Source organism: Arthrobacter pullicola (genome assembly GCF_014836875.1).
Lineage (GTDB): Bacteria > Actinomycetota > Actinomycetes > Actinomycetales > Micrococcaceae > Arthrobacter_B > Arthrobacter_B pullicola.
Map to the genome: position 1 here is coordinate 382949 of NZ_JACSQC010000001.1, position 21449 is coordinate 404397.

General features: G+C 66.5%; 20 protein-coding genes and 1 riboswitch. Of the genes, 16 read left to right on the forward strand and 4 right to left on the reverse strand.

All coding sequences use genetic code 11. The features are described 5' to 3' along the window. Positions 1 to 28: 28 nt before the first annotated feature. Complete coding sequence (aceB, locus tag H9638_RS01845; RefSeq protein ID WP_191745474.1) at positions 29 to 1627, reverse strand: malate synthase A; 1599 nt, start codon at positions 1625 to 1627, stop codon at positions 29 to 31. Positions 1628 to 1794: 167 nt separating this feature from the next. Between aceB and H9638_RS01850 the strand changes: the two genes are divergently transcribed. After that, on the forward strand, positions 1795 to 2997 hold the full coding sequence (locus H9638_RS01850) for an MFS transporter (protein ID WP_191745475.1): 1203 nt from the start codon (positions 1795 to 1797) through the stop codon (positions 2995 to 2997). Positions 2998 to 3167: 170 nt separating this feature from the next. Here the strand turns inward: H9638_RS01850 and H9638_RS01855 are convergent, their stop codons facing one another. Further along, positions 3168 to 3578 carry an Asp23/Gls24 family envelope stress response protein gene (locus tag H9638_RS01855; RefSeq protein WP_191745476.1) on the reverse strand — a complete coding sequence of 137 codons (411 nt, stop codon included), beginning with the start codon at positions 3576 to 3578 and terminating at the stop codon, positions 3168 to 3170. A 270-nt stretch (positions 3579 to 3848) separates the two neighbouring features. Here H9638_RS01855 and H9638_RS01860 point away from each other — a divergent pair, with 270 nt between their 5' ends. The 6 genes from H9638_RS01860 (at position 3849) to H9638_RS01885 (ending at position 7241) form a co-directional block, all read left to right on the forward strand. Then, positions 3849 to 4376 carry an Asp23/Gls24 family envelope stress response protein gene (locus H9638_RS01860; protein WP_191745477.1) on the forward strand — a complete coding sequence of 176 codons (528 nt, stop codon included), beginning with the start codon at positions 3849 to 3851 and terminating at the stop codon, positions 4374 to 4376. A 54-nt stretch (positions 4377 to 4430) separates the two neighbouring features. Next, complete coding sequence (locus H9638_RS01865; protein ID WP_191745478.1) at positions 4431 to 4610, forward strand: hypothetical protein; 180 nt, start codon at positions 4431 to 4433, stop codon at positions 4608 to 4610. Continuing rightward, the gene (locus H9638_RS01870; protein ID WP_225216873.1) at positions 4607 to 5011 is read left to right on the forward strand and encodes an Asp23/Gls24 family envelope stress response protein; all 405 of its coding nucleotides are present in this window, start codon (positions 4607 to 4609) and stop codon (positions 5009 to 5011) included. The genes H9638_RS01865 and H9638_RS01870 overlap by 4 nt, the downstream gene beginning before the upstream one ends. Beyond that, positions 5008 to 5598: a DUF6286 domain-containing protein gene (locus tag H9638_RS01875; protein ID WP_191745480.1), complete on the forward strand. Its 591-nt coding sequence runs from the start codon at positions 5008 to 5010 to the stop codon at positions 5596 to 5598. The genes H9638_RS01870 and H9638_RS01875 overlap by 4 nt, the downstream gene beginning before the upstream one ends. Before the next feature lie 33 nt (positions 5599 to 5631). After that, positions 5632 to 6255: a hypothetical protein gene (locus H9638_RS01880; RefSeq protein WP_191745481.1), complete on the forward strand. Its 624-nt coding sequence runs from the start codon at positions 5632 to 5634 to the stop codon at positions 6253 to 6255. Between the two features lie 104 nt (positions 6256 to 6359). Continuing rightward, a complete protein-coding gene (locus H9638_RS01885; protein WP_225216874.1) occupies positions 6360 to 7241 on the forward strand; it encodes an MBL fold metallo-hydrolase in 882 nt (293 codons plus the stop codon). Here the strand turns inward: H9638_RS01885 and cycA are convergent. Continuing rightward, complete coding sequence (cycA, locus tag H9638_RS01890) at positions 7228 to 8718, reverse strand: D-serine/D-alanine/glycine transporter (RefSeq protein WP_191745482.1); 1491 nt, start codon at positions 8716 to 8718, stop codon at positions 7228 to 7230. The genes H9638_RS01885 and cycA overlap by 14 nt on opposite strands. A gap of 268 nt (positions 8719 to 8986) precedes the next feature. Then, positions 8987 to 9093, forward strand: a riboswitch (glycine riboswitch). A 149-nt stretch (positions 9094 to 9242) separates the two neighbouring features. Between cycA and gcvP the strand changes: the two genes are divergently transcribed. The 7 genes from gcvP to H9638_RS01925 all read left to right on the forward strand — a co-directional run bounded on the left by gcvP (position 9243) and on the right by H9638_RS01925 (position 17291). Beyond that, a complete protein-coding gene (gene gcvP / locus H9638_RS01895; RefSeq protein WP_191745483.1) occupies positions 9243 to 12077 on the forward strand; it encodes an aminomethyl-transferring glycine dehydrogenase in 2835 nt (944 codons plus the stop codon). Between the two features lie 13 nt (positions 12078 to 12090). Further along, positions 12091 to 13212 (forward strand): glycine cleavage system aminomethyltransferase GcvT, encoded by a 1122-nt coding sequence (gene gcvT, locus H9638_RS01900; RefSeq protein ID WP_191745484.1) that lies wholly within the window; start codon positions 12091 to 12093, stop codon positions 13210 to 13212. A gap of 233 nt (positions 13213 to 13445) precedes the next feature. After that, the gene (gcvH, locus tag H9638_RS01905; RefSeq protein WP_191745485.1) at positions 13446 to 13823 is read left to right on the forward strand and encodes a glycine cleavage system protein GcvH; all 378 of its coding nucleotides are present in this window, start codon (positions 13446 to 13448) and stop codon (positions 13821 to 13823) included. After that, a complete protein-coding gene (glyA, locus tag H9638_RS01910) occupies positions 13820 to 15121 on the forward strand; it encodes a serine hydroxymethyltransferase (protein ID WP_318241746.1) in 1302 nt (433 codons plus the stop codon). The genes gcvH and glyA overlap by 4 nt, the downstream gene beginning before the upstream one ends. A gap of 9 nt (positions 15122 to 15130) precedes the next feature. Beyond that, positions 15131 to 16540, forward strand: coding sequence for an L-serine ammonia-lyase (locus H9638_RS01915; RefSeq protein ID WP_191745486.1), 1410 nt, complete (start codon positions 15131 to 15133; stop codon positions 16538 to 16540). 92 nt (positions 16541 to 16632) lie between these two features. After that, positions 16633 to 16866: a hypothetical protein gene (locus H9638_RS01920; RefSeq protein WP_191745487.1), complete on the forward strand. Its 234-nt coding sequence runs from the start codon at positions 16633 to 16635 to the stop codon at positions 16864 to 16866. Between the two features lie 2 nt (positions 16867 to 16868). After that, the gene (locus H9638_RS01925; protein ID WP_191745488.1) at positions 16869 to 17291 is read left to right on the forward strand and encodes a ChaB family protein; all 423 of its coding nucleotides are present in this window, start codon (positions 16869 to 16871) and stop codon (positions 17289 to 17291) included. Between the two features lie 9 nt (positions 17292 to 17300). On the opposite strand, the gene H9638_RS01930 is transcribed toward H9638_RS01925, so the two are convergent. Beyond that, positions 17301 to 18053, reverse strand: coding sequence for an SDR family oxidoreductase (locus H9638_RS01930; protein ID WP_191745489.1), 753 nt, complete (start codon positions 18051 to 18053; stop codon positions 17301 to 17303). Between the two features lie 210 nt (positions 18054 to 18263). On the opposite strand from H9638_RS01930, the gene H9638_RS01935 reads away from it, so the two are divergent. Beyond that, positions 18264 to 20036, forward strand: coding sequence for an L-lactate permease (locus tag H9638_RS01935; protein ID WP_318241747.1), 1773 nt, complete (start codon positions 18264 to 18266; stop codon positions 20034 to 20036). Next, positions 20036 to 21430, forward strand: a complete 1395-nt coding sequence (locus H9638_RS01940) for an FAD-binding oxidoreductase (protein WP_318241748.1) — start codon at positions 20036 to 20038, stop codon at positions 21428 to 21430. Before H9638_RS01935 ends, H9638_RS01940 begins: the two co-directional genes overlap by 1 nt. The last annotated feature ends 19 nt before the right edge of the window (positions 21431 to 21449 follow it).

Below are 21449 nucleotides of genomic sequence, written 5' to 3' on the forward strand. Positions count from 1 at the left end.
CTGTTGCAGCTCTTTTAGAACTGAGGGGTCAGTCCAGCAGCTCGTAGGCGGGGAGGGTGAGGAAGTCCGGGTAGTCCGGGGCCAGGCTGATCCGGCCGATCAGTTCACTCGCCGGGGCGTAATAGCGGTGGAACTTTTCCTCATCCACTTCACTGCGCAGCCGCTCGGTTTCCTCGGCCAGGATCCTCGTGACCAGGTCCTCGGTCACGGTTTCCCCGGTGTCTTCGAGCACCACGCCGTTGCGGACCTGCTGCCAGACCTGGGAACGGGAGATTTCCGCGGTGGCGGCGTCTTCCATGAGGTTGTGGATCGCCACGGCGCCGTTGCCTGACAGCCAGACCGCGGTGTACGCGACGGCGACGTACAGGTTGGAGCGCAGCCCCGCTTCGGTGATGGAGCCCTGGGCGGTGGTGACGTTGAGCAGGTCCTTCGCAGTTACCGAGACGTCCTCCCGGAGCCGGTCCACCTGGTTGGGCTTCTCGCCCAGGATGGAGTCGAAGACCTCGCGGCACGTGGCCACCATGTCCGGGTGGGCAACCCAGGAGCCGTCGAAGCCGTCGTTGGCTTCCCGGGTCTTATCCGCGGTGACCTTCTCGAATGCCTTGGCGGTGATTTCCGGTTCGCGGCGGTTCGGGATGAAAGCGGCCATCCCGCCCATGGCGAAGGCGCCGCGGCGGTGGCAGGTTTTGACCAGCAGTTCGGTGTAGGCGCGCATAAACGGTGCGGTCATGGCGACGTCGGCCCGGTCCGGCAGCAGGAAGTCCTTACCTGCGTCGCGGAAGACCTTGATGATGCTGAAGAGGTAGTCCCAGCGGCCGGCGTTCAGGCCCGAGGCATGGTCCCGCAGTTCGTAGAGGATTTCCTCCATCTCGAAGGCGGCCGGAATGGTTTCGATGAGGACGGTGGCGCGCACCGAACCCTGCGGGATGCCCACGTAGTCCTGCGCGAACACGAAGACATCGTTCCAGAGCCGTGCTTCCAGGTGGCTTTCCATCTTGGGCAGGTAGTAGTACGGGCCGTGGCCGTTCTCCAGGAGCTGCTTGGCGTTGTGGAAGAAGTGCAGGCCGAAGTCGACCAGCGCGCCAACGCCCGGTTCGCCGTCGATCAGCACGTGCTTCTCCGGCAGATGCCAGCCGCGCGGGCGCATCACGACGACGGCGAGGGGTGCGTCCGTGCGCAGCGCGTATTCCTTGCCCTCGGGGGAGGTGAAGGACAGCTGCCCGCGGGCGGCCTGGTACAGGTTGTACTCTGCGTCCACCACGTTGTGCCAGGTGGGGGTGGATGCGTCTTCCAGGTCAGCCAGCCAGACCTTGGCACCCGAGTTCAGTGCGTTGATCGCCATTTTCGCCGGGGACGCGGGGCCGGTCATTTCGACCCGGCGGTCCTGGAGGGCGGGCGGCGCCGCAGCGACCTTCCAGTCCCCTTCGCGGATTCCAGCGGTTTCGGGGAGGAAGTCCAGGGAGCCGCCGGCTGCAATGGCATCGCGGCGTGCCGTGCGGGCAGCGAGGAGCTCATTGCGGGTGGGTGCGAAGCGTCTGTGCAGCTCCTCGACGAACGCCAATGCTTCGGGGGTCAGGATGGTTTCGCCACCCGTGGCAGGGTTCGGATCGGTTACTTCAATGGCCATGGCCTTACTCCCTCTTGCAGGTCTGCTTTGTCGCGCTGGTCCGCCAGTTAACGTACCCAAGGACTTTTTGAAAAATGAAAAAGTTCTTCCGTATCGTGATAATACGGTGCGGGGTGAGGGGATGGCAAGGGTCCGGGTCCTTTGACTCCGGCCGCTACGATCGGGGGATGCCAATCCGAACCGCCCGGGCCAAGGCCGCGGGAACTGCCGCCACCCTGCTTGGTGGAAGCGCGGAGTTGATCGACTTCCTGATCCCGCTCTGGGCCGGTGCTGCGCTCGCAATGCCTCCAACCGCGGTGGGCGCCCTGGTCGCGCTCGAGCTGGTGGTTTCCGTTCTGGCGCGCCCGGCCGCCGGTTGGCTGGTGGACACACGGACACGGACGTCGGTGGCTGCCGCGGGCGCCCTCCTCTACGGAATGAGCTGTCTTGGCTACGCGCTGGCCGCGGCCCAGCCGCACGCATTCGCTGCCGCCATCCTGGGCGGGGCCGGCGGAGCACTGTTCTGGATTGCGGTCCGGGCTATCGCAGCCGAAGACCTGGGACAGGACTCCGGGGCGCTCGCCGGGCTGCTCTCCTCCGAAGCGCTGGGCTCATGGTTTTTTTGGATTCCGGCGATGTTCCTCCTGCCGCTGGCCGGCTTCAGCGGAATCTTCGCTGCCCTCGCCGCTGCCTGCACCGCCGCGGCCTTCCTGCTGCTCCGCGCCCAGCGGTCCCTGCCCCCGCGGCAGGCCCGGCCCGCGGAGACGGCGGCTGCACCCGGCCAGCGGCGGCTCACCCCGCTGCTGCTCCCCGCGCTGGTCACGGGCGCCGCGGAGGCAGGAGTTGGGCTGCTCCTGCTGCTCCATCTGCAAACCTCGCTCCAGCTGGCGGTCTACCAGATTGCGCTCGTTTACCTGCCCGGCGGCATAGCGCTCACCGTCCTTCCTCGCATCCTGCACCGGTTCGTCGAACGCCACGGCCGGCAGCGGGGTTACGCCGTCGCCTCCGTGGCATCTGCCCTCACCGCGGCCGGGCTGGCCTTTACTCCCAGTCCGCTGGCGATCGCCGCGCTCTGGACCCTTACGAGTGCCTCCTGGGCGATCCTCCTGCCGATCCAGCGTGCCGTCGCCGCGGAGGTAAGCGCACCCCGGACGGGTCGGGGGCTGGGTCTGCTCAGTAACGCCGAGCTCCTCGGTGCCGCGGCCGGGTCACTGCTCGCGGGCCTGCTGTACGACGGCGGCTCCTGGGCCCTGCCGTGCCTGGTCTTCGCCGGCATTATTCTCAGCGGAACTGTGCTCGGTCCGCTTGCCCTGCGCCGTCTCGGGGTTCGGGACCGGCCGGCTCCCGAAGCTGCTGGTGCGGACGGAGGCGCAGCCGGGAGCCAGCTGTAGCCGGCCTGGCCAACAATTCCATGGGACTTGCAGGGACCGGGGCGGGACTGAGGGCGGATTGGTGCGGGTCGGCGGGCGTTGCGTGTGCAGGTATGGCGGGCGTTTTTCGGAACAGGTCACCAGAAGTGCACACCCGTTGGGGAGCTGTCACCTGACAAAACGGTCCGGCACTATGACCCGGCACTGGGCTCAATCGCCAGCACGGTGACGTTCACCGGACCGGTGGTGATGCCCGTGGCGCGCAGGGCCTGTGCCACCCGGTCCCGCACCTGGTCGGCGACGTCCAGCGCGTTGTAGGCGGCATCGGTGGCTAAATCCACCTCAATCGTTGCCGTGCCGTCACGGATCATGGCCACGACGCCGTCCCGCACCTTCGGAGCCTCCGGGTCTCCGGGGCGGCGGGCCGCCCATCCCGCCGTCGTGCGCCAGGACTGGGAGACTCCGGTCCGGAGCCGGGCCAATAAATGGCTGCGGGCCGTAGCCAGCCGCAGTACGCCCGGCGTTTCCCGGGCCGCCCGGGCAGCGATGCCTGCCACCAGGGCACTGTCCACCAGCTGGCCGTGAAGGGGTTTGTCGGACACAGACCCACCTTCCAATCCCCGGGACCCCGGGTTCCCAGACGTTTCGCCGCGGGGCGGTTTCAGCGGGGTGTTTCAACAGAGGCCCGGCGGTTGCTGCCGGTCCTGTAAATATGCCACCGGGGCCGCGGAAGCGGAACCAGCTCCGCAGAACGGGAATATCCGGGGTCCAAGGCCCGAATAGTCCCGGCGGGAGTGACGGTACGGGCATTCCGCCGTCTTAATGGAGGTAGGCGATCCGGCCCGGATCCCATCGAGCAGGAGATGAGTGTCATGGCAGAAACCGCAAGGAACCCTGGACCATCATCCGCACCGGCCGCAGAAGCGGTGTCAGGAGAGCACGCGGGCAGCGAACACGAGGTTGAGCAGCAGCGCCGCTCGGGGCCACTCCATACGCCCAGGGGAGATACAACGATCGAAGAAACAGTGGTGCAGAAGCTGGCCGGCATGGCCACCCGGGAGGTTCCGGGCGTCTTCGCCATGGGAAATGCCGCCCGGCGGGCCTTCAGCGCCGTAACGGACCGAATCCCCGGTTCACAGACCAACGTCAGTAATGGCGTCACTGTGGAAAAGGGTGAGCGGCAGGCGGCGATCGATGTGAGCATCGTCGTCGACTACGGCTTCTCCATCGTGGAAGTCAGCCAGGGCATCCGCCGGAACGTTATCCGCTCGGTGGAGAACGCGACCGGCCTGGAAGTTCTGGAAGTGAATGTCAACGTCACCGATGTGCACCTGCCCGGGGATTCCAGTGACGAGGGGGACGACGGCGGCAAGAAGGCGCCCTCCAACCGTTTGGAATAGCGGGCATCCGCCCGGTCTGCGGCGGATTTAATCTAGGGAACTAAGGAGAACACCATGTCTGCAACAAGATGGTGCGTGGCTGTTGGTCTGGTTCTGGGGATCGTGCTGGCCTTCGGCGGGTGGTTCGCCTTTTTGGTCACCATCCTCTTTGGACTGATCGGCCTGCTGGTGGGGCTGACGGCTGACGGCAAGCTCGACATGGCCGGGTTGTTTGGCCGGGCCTCGAGCCGATGACCACCACGGAGGTGCCTGCTTCCGGCCGCTCCCGCCGTGACGTGGGCAGCCGGGGCAACACATCCATGTCCAAAAAAGTGCTGGAGAAGATAGCCAGCCAGGTAGCCAGGGATGAGACGGAGGCGGGCGGGACGTCCGGGGGGTTCCTCGGCATCGGCTCGCGGGCGGATTTCACGGCCCGTCCGGATGCCGACGTCGAACTGGCAGGGAACATCGCGAGCCTCAAGGTGACAGTGGGGCTCCCGTACCCGCTGCCGCTGCGCCGGGCAACGGACCAGCTGCGCCAGCGTATCGCCGAGCGGGTCACGGAGCTGACCGGAGTGCAGGTGAGACAGGTGGACATCACTATCGCCTGGCTGAGGCCGAAAGCCCTCACCTCCGGCCGAAGGCAGCTGCTGTGAGTCGGGCGGGAGCGCCTCCCGTGGCGCTGCGCCAGCGGCCAAGCAGGTCGGTTCCGGCGACTATCTGCGCCGCGGTACTCCTTGCCCTGGGAATCGTGCTGGTCTGGATGGCCCTTGTCCGTTTGACCTCCGGGTCCTGGCCGGAGGCTTTTACGGCTCCCTTCACGTGGCTTGCGGGCGTGAGCTGGGATGATCCTGCCGTATGGACACTTGGGGCGGTCGCAGCCGCCGTCGGGCTGATTCTGCTGTTGGCCGGCATCCTGCCCGGCCAGTACCGCGACCTTGGCGTGCGCCTGCCGGCTGCTGAGGAACCGGATTCCGAGGCGGCCGTGGAAGGTGATGCGGCAGTGGTGATGTCCCGCCGTGCCGTGGCCCAGCTGGCCGCTGCCACCTGTGAACACATCGACGGAGTCTCGTCAGCCTCGGCGACGGCAACGGACAGGGAGGTGCGGGTCTCCGTCAATACGGCCCTGCATGACACCCGGGACCTCCACCGCTGGGTGGGCGACGGCGTCCGGTCACGGCTGGTTGCCTCAGGCCTGGACCCGGCGCCCCGCGTCAAGGTTTACATCAACTCCCGGGACTGACCCGGGACCTGCCAGGAACGGAAAGGACGCGCCATGCGACACCATGCGGGGGCGATGAACCGGACGTGGCTCATCATTATCGGCGTGCTGCTTCTGGCAGCCGGAATCCTGGCACTGCTGATTTCCGCGGGATTCCTGAACCAGTTCACCGGCGGAGCGGTCTCCGATGCCCAGTCACCGGTGCTGCAGCAGAGCCCCGAGACGCTGCTTGCTCCGGACTGGGTGGCGCCGGCCGTGCTGATCGGCGGGCTGATCCTCGGGATTCTGGGCCTGTGGTGGATCCTCGCCGAGATTCCCCGCCGGCGTGCAGCCGCGGGCTACCGGCTGCAGGAAGACCCGGCCCGCGGGATCACCCGGTGCGAGCCTGGTGTCCTCGCCGCTGCCGTTGAGTACGACGCCAACCGCGTGCCCGGCGTCGTAAATTCCTCGGCGCTGCTGCGCGGCACGGCCGGGGCGCCGGACCTCGCCCTGCGGGTGACCGTCAACGAGCGTGCGGATATTCAGGAAACCCTGCGCCGGATCCGCTCGGAGGTCCTGCCCAACCTGAGCCTTGCCCTGGAAGCCCCGCTGCACACTGTCGGGATCCAGCTGGACGTCAGCGCCAAGGCGGCGCAGCTGGGCAGCACCGTCGAATCAACCGGAACGGTGGTCTACTGAACAAATGGTGGTCTATTGAGCAGGGAGACGAGTCCAAATCGTTACCCGGACAAGGGGCTGGATTCTGCCGGATCAGGTGTTGCCGGCGGGACCGAGCCGGTAGCGTGACCGGCACTTCGGCAAAAAACCTGCTCACGAACGGGTCCACGACGATGGTGCAGCACTACAAAGAAGCCCTTCCCCCGAACGACTATCCGATCTGCGTCACCTGCGGCACGCAGTACTCCGAACCGCGCGCCTCCTGTCCAGTGTGCCTGGATGAGCGTCAATATGTGCCGTTATCCGGCCAGGCCTGGACCACGCTCTCCCGGCTCCGCTCCGGCGCCCGGCGGGCCAGCGTGCACCCGCAGGGCCCGGGGGTGCTGGGGATCGGATGCGAACCCAAGTTTGCGATCGGCCAGCGGGCACTGCTGGTCAAGGCCGCGGACGGCAACGTGCTGTGGGATTGTGTGCCCTACCTCGACGAAGAACTCATCGACATCGTCAACGCCGAAGGCGGGTTGTCAGCTATCGCCATCAGCCACCCGCACTACTACGCGACCATGGTGGACTGGGCCAGGGAATTCGAGGTGCCGGTCTACCTGCACACCGCGGACCGGCAGTGGGTGGGCCGCAGCGACCCGGTGCTGCAGTTCTGGGACGGGGACCGGATGGAACTGGCATCAGGACTAGTCCTGTACCGCCCGGGTGTCCACTTCCCGGGCGGCACGGTAATGCACTGGGACGATGACCCCGATGGTCTGGGCGCCCTCTTCAGCGGAGACATCATCCAGGTCATCCCGGACTTCACGCACGTGGCCTTTATGTACAGCTATCCCAATCTGATCCCGGAGCGTCCCGACGTCGTCGAGGCGGCCGCGGAGCTGCTGGCGCCGCTGGCCTACGAACGGCTCTACGGCGCCTGGTGGGACTTCATCCTGCCGCGGGCCGCAGACCGGATCGTGCAGGACTCCGCTACCCGCTACCTGAAGTTCACCCGCGGTTGAGGGCCTTCACGGCTTCCCGTTCCCCGGCTGCCATCGAGTTGTACTCGGCCACCCGTGCCTGGTGCAGCGGCGTGCGGCGCAGCAGGGCGTAGGCACCGCCCAGCAGGGCAAACCAGATGGGCGTGACCAGCAGGGCCATCAGGGTGTCCGGCTGCGTGGTCAGGGCCCACACGATGAAGACAAAGAAGGCCAGCACCACATAGACCATGACCCGGCCGCCGGGAAGCTTGAACGTCGATTCCTCGTGCAGGTGCGGCCGGCGCCGCCGGTAGGCCAGGTAGCTGAACAGGATGATGGTCCAGACAAACATGAAGCACAGGGCAGAGATTGTGGTGACCAGCGTGAAGGCAGCACTCACCGATTCACCCGCGTACAGCAGCACGACGCCGGCGAGCAGGAACGTGCAGGAAAAGAACAGGGCGTTCTGCGGAACCTTGCGCCGGGACAGGCGGCTGAACGCGTTGGGCGCATCGCCGTCGCGCGCCAGGCCGTACACCATGCGCGAGGTTGAATAGATGCCGGAGTTCGCCGACGACGCCGCGGACGTCAGCACCACAAAGTTGACGACGGCGGCAGCCGTGCCCAGCCCGGCCAGGGTGAACATACCCACGAACGGGCTTTCATCCGCGCTGAAGTCCGTCCACGGGATCACCGACATGAGGATGACCAGAGCGCCTACGTAGAACAGCATGATGCGCAGCGGAATCGAGTTGATCGCCTTGGGCAGGTTCTTGGTCGGGTCCTTGGTTTCGGCGGCGGCGGTGCCCACCAGTTCGATGCCGACAAAGGCGAACACGGCGATCTGGAACCCGGCCACGAAGCCCATGGGACCGGTGGGGAAGAACCCGCCGTTTTCCCAGAGGTTGCCGAAGCTGGCTTCCTCGCCCGGACCGGAGGAGAACCGGGTCAGGATCATGACCAGGCCCACCACAATCAGGGTCATGATGGCCACGATCTTGATCAGGGCAAACCAGAATTCGGTCTCACCGAAGGCCCGCACCGTGGGAAGGTTCAGCGCCAGCAGGAGGGCGATGCAGGCCAGGGCCGGAATCCAGAGCGGCGCGCTGGCCCACCAATAGGTGACGTAATGGGCGATCGCCACGACGTCGGCGATGCCGGTGACCACCCAGCAGAACCAATAGGTCCAGCCGGTGAAGAACCCGGCCCACGGGCCCAGCAGGTCCGCGGCGAAGTCGCTGAAGGATTTGTACTCCAGGTTGGAGAGCAGCAGCTCACCCATGGCCCGCATCACGAAGTACAGCATGAAGCCGATGATCATGTAGACGAAGATGACCGAAGGACCCGCAACGGAGATGGTTTTGCCGGAGCCCATAAACAGGCCGGTACCGATGGCTCCGCCGATCGCAAGCAGCTGGATGTGGCGGCTGGACAGCGAACGCGAGAGGTCCGGGTCCTTGGAACTGGAAACTGCTGCGGACTGCGCCGTGCTGGACGGGCGGGTGGAGCTACCTGACATGGAGTTCTTTCTCGTAGGCACCAATTCGAGGCACCGCCGCCAAGACACGCTGCCGTCACCGGGTTACCAATGGAGCACCATGAGATGCGGCGTCGCCGCCGATCATTTCAGTTTCCGGAGTGCCCGCGGACATGTCAATTTGGGTCTTTCGGCCGGCTGGTTTATAAACCTGCGCGCCAGGGCTTTCCAACGGTCCTGCGTCACACCTTGAAGGGTCCGGTGCCGCCGACTAGAGTCAGCTACGCAGCTACAACTGAATATGCCTTTATCAGCCGTGGCGGGAGAGTCCTGCAGCAGCGAACCACCGACGCCGCGGGCGCCGTAGGAGCAAACCCTCCCCGGGAATCTCTCAGGCCCCTGTACCGCCACAGCGAGGCAACTCTGGAAAGCAGGGCCGGATCACTCCGGATCCTCACCGACGGTGCAAGCGGCTCACCCCCGCGGAATCTCTCAGGTCCAATACAGAGCGGGGAGGAACCAATCGTCTCATCGGCGTACCCTCGCCCGCCTTTTGGAGCCTCCACATGACAGCAGCACCGTCCACCGCAGCCTTCGTCGACCGCCACATCGGTGCGCGCGCGACAGAAACCGACGCCATGCTTAAGGCCGTCGGCTACGACACCCTCGACAACCTCGTGGACGCTGCCGTTCCCGCGGCCATCCGTCAGGACGCGCCGCTGGTGCTGAACGCGGCCCGCAGCGAGCAGGAAACCCTGGCCGAGCTGCGCCGCATCGCGGGCAAGAACAAGACCGCCGTGCAGATGATCGGGCAGGGTTACTTCGACACCCACACCCCGCCGGTGATCCTGCGCAACGTCGTGGAAGACCCCGCCTGGTACACCGCCTACACGCCGTATCAGCCCGAAATTTCCCAGGGCCGGCTCGAAGCCCTGCTGAACTTCCAGACCATGGTCCAGGACCTCACCGCCCTGCCCGTGGCCAACGCGTCGCTGCTGGATGAGGCCACGGCCGTCGCCGAGGCCGTGCTGCTGATGCGCCGCTCCAACAAGGCCAAGTCCGAGGGCAAGATCGTGCTCGACGCTGACGCGCTGCCGCAGACCATCGCGATCGTCCGGGGCCGGGCCAAGGCCCTCGGGTTCGACGTCGAGGTTGCTGACCTCTCCGCGGGCCTGCCCGACGGCGAGATCACCGGCGTCGTCCTCCAGCAGCCCGGGGTCTCCGGTGCCGTCCGGGACCAGGCCGGGATCATCGCCGATGCCAAGCAACGCGGGGCCCTGGTGACCGTGGCCGCTGACTTGCTGGCCCTGACCCTGCTCACTCCTCCCGGCGAGCAGGGCGCGGACATCGCCGTCGGCTCCGTGCAGCGCTTTGGTGTACCGCTCTTCTTCGGCGGCCCGCACGCTGCGTATATGGCCGTGCGCAAGGGCCTGGAGCGCTCGCTGCCGGGCCGCCTGGTCGGGGTCTCCAAGGACTCTGCCGGCACCCCCGCCTACCGCCTGGCGCTGCAGACCCGCGAGCAGCACATCCGCCGCGAAAAGGCGACGTCCAACATCTGCACCGCGCAGGCCCTGCTGGCCATCGTGGCCTCAATGTACGCCGTCTACCATGGCCCTGAAGGGCTGAAGGCGATCGCCCTGCGCGCCAACGGCCACGCCCGCGCCCTGGCCACCGCCCTGCAGAACGCCGGCATTGAGCTGGTTTCCGGCACGTTCTTCGACACCGTGACCGCCCGTGTTCCCGGCCGTGCCGCCGAAGTGGTGGCCGCCGCCGAGGCCAAGGGCATCAACCTGCGCCTGGTCGACGCGGACACCGTGGGTGTGTCCACCGACGAGACCACCACCGACGCGGTGATTGCCGACGTCGCTGCCGCCTTCGGTGCATCGCCCGCCGAGGCGGCCGGGTTCGAGCTGCCGGCTGAACTGCTCCGCACCTCCGAGTACATGACCCACCCAGTGTTCTCCTCCTACCGCTCCGAAACCCAGATGCTGCGCTACCTGCGCCGCCTCTCGGACCGGGACCTGGCACTGGACCGCACCATGATCCCGCTGGGCTCCTGCACCATGAAGCTCAACGCCACCGCCGAGATGCAGGCCATGACCTGGCCCGAGTTCGCGTCCATCCACCCGTTCGCCCCGGATTCCCAGACCGAGGGCTGGCGTGAACTGATCGCCGACCTGGAAGCCCAGCTGGCCACCATCACCGGTTACGACCAGGTGTCCATCCAGCCCAACGCCGGATCCCAGGGCGAGCTGGCCGGCCTGCTGGCGATCCGCGGCTACCACCACTCCCGCGGCGACGAGCAGCGCAACATCTGCCTGATCCCGGCCTCCGCGCACGGCACCAACGCGGCCTCCGCCGTCCTGGCCGGCATGAAGGTGGTCGTTGTTGGCACCGCCGGCGACGGCGCGATCGACCACGCTGACCTGCGCGCCAAGATCGACGCGCACCGCGAGAACCTCGCCGCGATCATGATCACCTACCCCTCCACCCACGGGGTGTACGACGACGACGTCCGCGACGTCTGCGAGGCGATCCACGAAGCGGGCGGCCAGGTCTACATCGACGGGGCCAACCTCAACGCCCTGGTCGGCTTGGCCCAGCCGGGCGAATTCGGCGGCGACGTCTCCCACCTGAATCTGCACAAGACCTTCTGCATCCCGCACGGCGGCGGCGGACCCGGCGTCGGGCCCGTGGCAGCGAAAGCCCACCTGGCACCGTTTATGCCCGGTAACGCAGCGGCCTGGGACGGCGGCGAAGACGTTCCGATCTCGGCCTCCCGCTTCGGTTCGGCCGGCGTCCTGCCGATCTCCTGGGCCTACGTCCGTCTCATGGGCGGGGAAGGCCTGACCTCCGCCACGAAGAGCGCGCTGCTGGCTGCCAACTATGTGGCGGCCCGCCTGAACGACTACTTCCCGGTGCTCTACACCGGCAAGGGTGGCCTGGTGGCCCACGAGTGCATCCTGGACCTGCGCGAGCTCACCGCCAAGACCGGTGTCACCGCCGAGGACGTGGCCAAGCGCCTGGTGGACTACGGCTTCCACGCCCCGACCCTGTCCTTCCCGGTGGCCGGCACCCTGATGGTCGAACCCACCGAGTCCGAGGACCAGGGCGAAATCGACCGGTTCATCGACGCGATGATCGCCATCCGCGGCGAAATCGACCAGGTTGCCGCCGGCGACTTCACGGTCGAGGACAGCCCGCTGCGCAACGCGCCGCACACCGCCACCGTCGCCGCCGGCAACGAATGGAACCGCCCCTACCCGCGTGAACAGGCCGTCTTCCCGCTGAAGAGCCTGCGGACGGACAAGTACTTCCCGCCGGTGGGCCGCATCGACGGCGCAGCGGGGGACCGCAACCTGATTTGCTCCTGCCCGCCGATCGAAGAGTTCGAGAACTAAGGGGATCGCCGCTATGACTGAGCAGTACACCGCGCTTTACGAAGAGCACAAGCGCCTCGGCGCCTCCTTTACTGACTTCGGCGGCTGGCAGATGCCGCTGAAGTACAGTTCCGAACTTGCTGAACACCACGCCGTCCGCAGGGCCGCTGGGCTGTTCGACCTCTCCCACATGGGCGAAGTCCGGGTCACCGGCCCGCAGGCGGGTGCCTTCCTGGACTACGCGCTCACTGGCAAGCTCTCCGCTATGACCGTGGGCCGTGCCAAGTACTCGCTGATCACGAACGCCGACGGCGGGATCATCGATGACCTGATCAGCTACCGGCTGGCCGACGACGAGTACCTGGTGGTCCCCAACGCCGGAAACGCCGCCGTTGTGGCTGCCGAACTGGCGGCCCGCTCCCAGGGCTTCGACGTCACGGTCGCGGACGAAACGGCAGCCACCTCGCTGGTGGCTGTGCAGGGACCGGAGGCTGAAGCGATCCTGCTGGACCTGGTCCCCGCCGAACAGCGCGGGCTTGTGACGGGCATGAAGTACTACGCCGCGGCCACGGCCCCGCTGAACGTGGACGGCAGTGCGCACAGCCTGCTCGTGGCGCGTACCGGCTACACCGGCGAGGACGGCTTCGAGGTCTACGTTCCCAACGACGCCGCGCCGGCCCTGTGGCAGGCACTGCTTGCCGCCGGCGCGGACCGCGGACTGGTTCCGGCGGGCCTGGCCTGCCGCGACTCGCTCCGCCTCGAGGCCGGCATGCCGCTCTACGGCAACGAGCTCAGCCTGGATCTGGACCCCTACGCAGCCGGCCTCGGCGGTGTGGTGACCCTGTCCAAGGAAGGTGACTTCGTCGGCCGCGCGGCGCTGGAAGCCAAGAAGCAGCAGACCCCGGCCCGCAAGCTGGTGGGCCTGAAGGGCTCCGGCCGCCGTTCGGCCCGGTCCTCCTACCCGGTCCTCAAGGACGGCCACCCGATCGGCGAAGTCACCTCCGGTGCGCCCAGCCCAACCCTCGGCTTCCCGATCGCTCTCGCATATGTCGACGCCGCCTATTCCACCCCCGGCACCCCTTTGGAAGTAGACCTCCGCGGCAAACCCGAACCTTTCACCGTCGTCGACCTCCCGTTCTACAAGCGCGAGAAGTAAAGCCTGCAAAACAGGTCCGAATACAGGGCACCAAAGCCGGGCGGTGTGTCGGTGCCTAATCGTCGCGGGCGGTGCGGTGTTCTGTGTAGCCCCGCATCGCCGAGCGAGGAACGAGTGAGGTGTCTAAGGGGCGGCAGAATGCCGCACCGGCGGCCCACGCCACATGCGCCACAGAAACACTTCCCACCTAGACTTTGAGTTAGTTCACAAGACCTATTTGAAAGGCACACATTATGAGCAAAGTTATTGAAGGCCTCCGCTACTCCGCCGAACACGAGTGGGTGGACTCCTCCAGCCCCGTGAAGGTCGGCATCTCCGCCGTCGCCGCTGACGCGCTGGGCGACGTCGTCTACGTGGACCTCCCCGCCGTCGGCGACACCGTCACTGCAGGCGAGACCTGCGGCGAGGTTGAATCCACCAAGTCAGTCTCGGACCTGTACGCTCCGGTCTCCGGCACCATCGTCGAGGTCAACCAGGAAGCCGTGGACAACCCGGCCATCCTGAACGAGGACCCGTACGGCGCCGGCTGGCTGTTCACCGTCAATGTCACGGAGGAGGGTGAGCTGCTGAGCGCTGCCGAGTACGCGGAGAAGAACGGCGGCGAGCTGTGACCGACTACCTGAACGCGCACCTGGCGGAGATCGATCCGGAGGTTGCCGAGCAGATCGATAACGAGCGGCGCCGCCAGCAGGACGGCCTGGAAATGATCGCGTCCGAAAACCACACTTCGGTAGCGGTCATGGAAGCCCAGGGGTCGGTGCTCACCAATAAGTACGCCGAGGGTTACCCGGGCCGCCGCTACTACGGCGGCTGCGAGTACGTGGATGTGATCGAGAAGCTTGCGATCGAGCGGGCCAAGGCCCTCTTCGGCGCCGGGTTCGCCAACGTTCAGCCGCACTCCGGCGCGCAGGCCAATGCCGCGGTGATGCACGCGCTGATCCGTCCCGGAGACACTGTCCTGGGTCTCTCACTGGCCGACGGCGGCCACCTCACGCACGGCATGAAGCTGAACTTCTCCGGCCGGCTGTACAACATCGTCCCGTACGGCGTGGACGAAACCACCCACACCGTGCAGATGGACGACGTCGCACGCCTGGCCCGCGAGCACAAGCCGAAGCTCATCGTGGCTGGCTGGTCCGCCTATGCCCGTCAGCTGGACTTCGCGGAGTTCCGGCGGATCGCGGATGAGGTCGGTGCCTACCTGATGGTGGACATGGCCCACTTCGCCGGACTGGTGGCCGCAGGCCTGCATCCCAGCCCGGTGCCGCACGCCCATGTGGTCACCTCCACCACGCACAAGACCCTGGCCGGTCCGCGCGGCGGCATCATCCTCTCCAACGAGGCGGAGATTGCCAAGAAGCTCAACTCGGCGGTCTTCCCGGGCCAGCAGGGCGGGCCGCTGGAACACGTGATTGCCGGCAAGGCCACCGCGCTGAAGATCGCCGGCACGCCGGAGTTCCGCGAACGCCAGGAACGTACCCTGGCCGGGTCCCGGATCCTCGCGGAGCGGCTGCTCGCCGAGGATGTGGCGGCGAAGGGCATTTCCGTAGTGTCCGGCGGCACCGACGTGCACCTGGTCCTGGTGGATCTGCGCAACGCGGAACTGGACGGGCAGCAGGGCGAGGACCGGCTGGCGCAGATCGATATCACGGTCAACCGCAATGCGGTTCCGTTCGACCCGCGCCCGCCCATGGTGACCTCCGGTCTCCGGATCGGAACGCCGGCGCTGGCCACCCGCGGTTTTGACGAGGCAGCGTTCCGTGAAGTCGCGGACATCATCGCCCTGGCGCTGATTGCGCCCGAGGGTGAGGATCTTGCCGCGCTGAGGGACCGTGTCCATGCCCTGGCCGCAGCGCACCCGCTGTACCCGCAGGTCGCCGACCTTGCAGGAGCACCAACCCGCGTCTAAGGAGTCCTGATGGCTGTCGGCGTTTTCGACCTGTTCACTGTTGGAATCGGTCCCTCCAGCTCCCACACCGTGGGGCCGATGAGGGCCGCCGCTGCCTTCGCACGTGAACTGGACGCCGCCGGCCTCCTGGACTTCACGGCCGGTCTCCGCGTGGATCTGTACGGGTCCCTCGCGGCGACCGGCCGCGGGCACGGCACCATGCCCGCGGTTCTGCTGGGGCTGGAGGGTTTTGCTCCGGAAGAGATCCTGCCGGAGCAGATGGAGGAACGGCTCGCCGCCATTGAGTCCTCGGGCAAAATCAATTTGGGCGGCCAGTACGGCGGCGGAGTCCTGCTGCCGTACGGCAGCGAGGACATCGTACTGCGCCCGCTGACCGTCCTGCCGCGGCATACCAACGGCATCCGTTTCGCGGCCACCGGCTCCGGCGGGGAAGTGCTGCACGAAGCCACGTACTTCTCGGTCGGCGGCGGGTTCATTGTGCGCGGCGGCGAAGAAGATGACGCCGCCCGCGAGCTCGCCGCGTCCAAGCAGCAGCTTCCCTACCCCTTCCGGACGGCCGCGGAACTGCTGGAACACTGCACCGCCAGCGGGCTGCCTCTCAGCGGGGTCATGCTGGCCAACGAGCTGGTTTCCCGCTCGGAGGAGGAGGTCCGGTCCGGTCTGCTGCATATCCGCGATGTGATGGAAGACTGCAAGAATTCCGCGATCGCCCGCACCGGCCTGTTGCCCGGCGGGCTGAAGGTCCGCCGCCGGGCACCCCAGTGGCACACCCGGCTGCGCCAGGAGGACCCTAACCGGGACCCGCGCTTCTGGCAGGAATGGGTCAACCTGGTGGCATTGGCCGTCAATGAGGAAAACGCCTCCGGCGGCCGGGTAGTCACCGCGCCCACTAATGGCGCTGCCGGCATCATCCCCGCCGTTCTCTTCTACGCGACGCACTACGCGCCGGGCATGGACACGGCCACGCCGGAACAGAAGGACGACGCCGTCGTCCGCTTCCTGCTGGCTGCGGGCGCTGTGGGGGTGCTCTACAAGGAACAGGCCTCCATCTCCGGTGCCGAGGTGGGCTGCCAGGGTGAGGTGGGTTCGGCGTCGTCCATGGCCGCTGCCGGGCTGGCGGAGATCCTGGGCGGAACGCCCGAACAGGTGGAAAACGCGGCCGAGATCGCCATGGAACACAACCTAGGGCTCACCTGCGATCCCATTGGCGGGCTGGTGCAGGTCCCGTGCATTGAACGCAACGCCATCGGCGCCGGTAAAGCGGTGAACGCTGCCAAGATGGCGCTCTGGGGCGACGGGGAACACCGCGTCTCCCTGGACGAAGTCATCGTGACCATGCGGGAAACCGGCAAGGACATGAGTTCGAAGTACAAGGAAACCGCCATGGGCGGCCTCGCCGTCAACGTTGTGGAGTGCTGACCCGCCAGGGACGCCGGGCGGGTTGAGCAGTCCCGGCAAGGGTGATAAACCGTAAGGACGCTTAGTAAATTGCCGACCGGAGGGAAAGCACCATGGCCGAACGCGGAAACAGCACCCACGGGCGCCGCATGGACGAGGAACTGAAGCACGAAACGCAGAACCTCACCCGCAGCGCTGTCCCCGACCACGCCCAGGAATGGCGGAATCCCGAACCCGTGGCTGATGACACGGACAGTGCCGAGGTTCAGGCGGCCATGGGCATCGCGCCCGCGGACGCCGCTCCGGAAACGGAAGCGTGGGTCGGCGTCCCGGATGGGGAGGACTAGGAGTGCAGAAGACTTCCCAGCGCGGCAACGCGAAAAAGAGCGAACTGCCCTCGACCTTGCAGCGGTCGGATAAAAAGGCGCAGGACACCTTTGCGAAGACCTACGATTCAGCGATCGAGGAATACGGCGACGAGCAGCGGGCAGCCCAGACCGCCTACGCCTCGCTCAAACACACGTATGAGAAGGTCGGCGATCATTGGGAGCCTAAGGCCTCCAGCGGCCCGTCGGATCAGAAAGCCGCTGAGGGCAGGAACTCCAGTGCGGAGACTGCCGGCGGTGTGGATGCCAACGCCTCGAAGGAGCACCTCTACGGGATCGCAGCGAAGCTGGATGTCAGCGGCCGTTCCAAAATGACCAAGGACGAGCTGGTAACCGCCATTCAAAAGGCCAACGAGAAAAAGACGCGGGAATCCCGCAGCAATTAGGCCGCCGTTTTAGCCGCGGCCCAAAAAGGGCATGCCCGCCGCCGTGAGCACCACTGATCCGGGATTCGCCGCTGCAGGCAGTTCAGCCATAAACAGCACTGTCCGCGCGGCATCCTCCACCGGGAAACTTGGTTCCACGCGCCGGCTGCCGTCGGGCTGCAGCGCCCCGCCCGAGGTGATTCCCCCCAGGAGTTCCGTTGCGGCATTGCCGATATCGATCTGGGCGCAGCTGATTCCGTAGTTCCGCCCGTCCAGGTCGATGGACTTCGTCAGCCCGGTGACGGCGTGCTTGGTTGCGGTGTAGGCGGCCGCCAGCGGGCGCGGCGCGATCGCGGAAACCGAGCCGTTGTTGATGATCCTGCCGCCCTGCGGATCCTGCCGCTTCATCTGGCGCATGGCCGCAGCGGCGCAGAGCATGGTTCCGGTGAGGTTTACGGCGATCGTGTTGTTCCAGTCTGCCAGGCTGATTTCATCGACAGATCCGGCCGGCCCGAAGCTGCCGGCGTTATTGAAGAGCACGTCCACCCGGCCAAAGGCTTCGGCGGCGGCGCTGAACAGGTGCTCGACGTCGTCGGGCCGGGTGACGTCCGCCGGAACCACCAGCGCGTGCGGATCGCCCGCGGCCGTCTCAACCAGCGCTTCTTCGCGCCGGCCGGCCAGGGCAACCTGCCATCCGGCGGCGAGGAACGCCCGGGCCGTGGCCCGGCCAATGCCTGAGCCGGCTCCGGTGATAACAGCGGTGCGGGAAATGTTTGAGCTCATGAATACATCCTGCACCAGCCTTGGAAAATGCCCTGCCTGCAATAACAGATAGGGGACTTTTAGGCACTCAAAGGAGCAGTTTCTGGTTCTTCACCGGCAAAAGGAGGCAGGAAAGCGTTGACCAGCCGAAACCGCAAGCCTAGGGTCAACGCAACGTAAGTCCCGCTCAGGTCGGGAGCGATCCGGCCGAACAAAAACAAGGGAGTTTTTGTGGGTATTCCGACGGCGCAGTTTGAACAGGTCCTTGATCCGGTAGGCAGTTCCCTGGTGCTCTCAGCCATCCTGGCTGCACTGCCGCTGTTCCTGCTCTTTGTGATGCTGGGCGTCTTCCGGCTCAAGGCCTATCAGGCCGGGATTATTGCCCTGGTGCTGTCCATTCTGCTGGGTGTCTTTGGCTGGGGAATGCCCTTGGACCAGGCATTCTCGGCCACCGCCCTGGGCGCCTTTTACGCGGTCTTTCCTATTCTTTGGATCCTCATCAACGCGCTCTGGATCTATAACCTGACCGTTGCCACTCCCTGGTTCGATGTCCTGGGCCGGACAATCCGCTCCATCTCGGATGACCTCCGCATCCTTTCCATCCTGATTGCCTTCTGCTTCGGGGCCCTGCTCGAATCACTGGCCGGGTTCGGTGCTCCGGTGGCGATCTCTGCCGCCATGCTGATGGCCGCGGGCATGAAACCGCTGAAGGCGGCGATGGTGGCCCTGCTGGCCAACACGGCGCCGGTGGCGTTCGGGGCGATGGCCGCCCCGATCATCGCGCTCAACGGGGTGACCGGAATCCCGCTGCATGAGCTCTCCTCCATGGCCGGCCGGCAGACCCCGTTCATCGCCCTTATCGTCCCGCTGATCCTGGTGTTCCTGGTCGACGGCAAGCGCGGCGTCCGGCAGACCTGGCCGGTGGCGCTGGTCGCTGGCTTCGTCTTCGGGCTGGCGCAGTTCGTGGCGTCGAACTACTTTGTGGTCGAACTGACCGACGTCGTGGCTGCGGTGGCTACCGTCATCGCGGTCCTGGCCATGCTTCGGGTCTGGCAGCCCAAGGAACTCATTGGCAATTCGGGGAAAACGGTGAACGACGACGCCGAGGGCAGCCGCGGGGAGGGCGCCCAGGTGGGTGCCACAGAGGGAACGGACACCTTGACGCGGACCGGGGGACGGAATGAGACCGGGGACCGGAGCGGGACCGGAGCCCGGGCGGAGGCGGGGAGCATCGGCGGGGAACAGGACTCCGGGAGGCCCCCGGGCCGCAGCGTCTGGCTCGCCATTGCTCCGTATCTGATCATCATCGTGGTCTTTTCCCTGGCGCAGATCCCGCCGATCAAGGCTTGGCTGACCGCCGTCGGCGGCGTTACTTTCCACTGGCCGGGCCTGGACGTGGTGAACTCCGCCGGTGATCCGGTGGGCGCGCAGAACCTGCGGTTCGACCACCTGAAGTCGACCGGCACGCTGCTGCTGTTCTCAGGCATCCTGACGATGCTGCTCTACCGCATCAAACCAGCCACAGGCGTGCGCATCTACGGCGAAACGCTCAAGACGCTGCGCTGGACCATCGTCACGGTCTGTTCGGTGCTGGCGCTCTCCTTTGTGATGAACCTGTCCGGACAGACCACCACGCTGGGCGTGGCGCTGGCCTCCGCAGGCGGTTTCTTCGCCCTGCTCTCCCCGCTGCTGGGCTGGATTGGGGTGGCGTTGACGGGTTCGGACACTTCCTCCAACTCGCTGTTCGGCCAGCTGCAGGTTGCGGCGGCCAATGAAACCGGACTTTCACCGACCCTGATGGCAGCGTCCAACTCCTCGGCAGGTGTCTTGGGCAAGATGCTTTCGCTGCAGAACCTGGCGATCGCGGCAGCCGCTGTGGGCCTGAACGGCGTCGAAGGCACACTGCTGAGAAAACTGATCGGCTGGAGCCTGGGCCTCCTGGTCATGATGACCCTGCTCATTTGGCTGCAGTCCACCTCCATCCTGGGGTGGATGGTTCCGTAGTGAGCACCGAATCCCTGCCTATCCAGCCGGGTTCCGAACCGGTGCCCGGGACAACTGCGGCGCTGCTGGCGGAAGCGGCACATTCCTCGGTCGACCTTGCGGACCGGGCAAAAGCAGGTGCGGACCGGTCAGGCTACCAGCCGCCCAGCCTGCCGGACGGAGTTGTCTACGCGCACGATGCCGGGGAGGTGGCTGACCTCCTGCGGCTGGCCACCGCGCACCGGGTTCCGGTGGTGCCCCGCGGGGCGGGAACCGGGCTGGCCGCGGGTTCCACGGCCCGGGCCGGAGAAGTGGTGCTGGACGTTTCCCGCATGAACGCGATCCTGCGGATCGACCCCGAGGAGCAGCTGGCAGTGGTTCAGCCCGGGGTCCTGAATGCGGAGCTGAATACGGCAGCGGGGGAGTACGGACTGTTCTATGCCCCGGACCCGGCGAGTACCGCCATCTGCTCAATCGGCGGGAACATCGCCACCAATGCCGGCGGAATGCGCTGCGCCAAGTACGGTGTCACCCGCGAGGCGGTGCTGGCGCTGCGCGTCATCCTCGCCGACGGACGTGAACTGCGCACTGGCCGCGAAACCATCAAAGGGGTCAGCGGGTATGACCTGAATGCACTCATGATCGGCTCGGAAGGCACCCTCGGCATCGTGGTGGAGGCGACCCTGCGGCTGCGGCCGCTGCCGGTGCAGACCGCCACGGTGGCGGCGTTCTTCCCGAACGTGGAGCAGGCGGCCCGGGCCGCGTCCGCCGTCGTCGCATCCCGGATCCAGCCCTCCATGATGGAACTGATGGACGGGCAGACCCTGGAAGCGGTGGATGCAGCGCTGGGCACGGATTACCGGTCCCGCGGCGCCTCGTTCCTCCTGGTGCAGACCGATGGCCACGGTGCGTTCCTGGAACAGGATGTGGTGATGGACGCCGTCGCGCCCTTTGGCACCTGCGAAAAGGCGGTCGACGACGAGCAGGCGGCAGCCCTGGTCAGGGCACGGCGGGAGGCCATCCCGTCGCTGGAGAAGCTGGGCCGGGTCTCGATCGGAGACATCGGGGTTCCGCGCGGACGCCTGGCGGAGGTGGTTTCCGGGCTGGAGGAAATCTCCGCGCGGACCGGGGTGCGGATTTTCACCGTTGCGCACGCCTCGGACGGGAACCTGCACCCGATGATTGTGATGGATCCCGAGGACTCGGTCACGGAAGGCCCGCCCAAGGTGGCGCTGGGGGAGATGTTCCGGCTGGCCAAGTCCCTCGGCGGCACACTGACCGGGGAACACGGAATTGGCCTGCTCAAGCGGGACTGGCTCGAAGAGGAACTCGGCGGTGTTTCCCTGGAGGTTATGCACACCATCCGGGCCGCCCTTGACCCGCTGGGCATCCTGAATCCGGGGAAGGCGATCTAGGTATACCGTTCCCTAAATA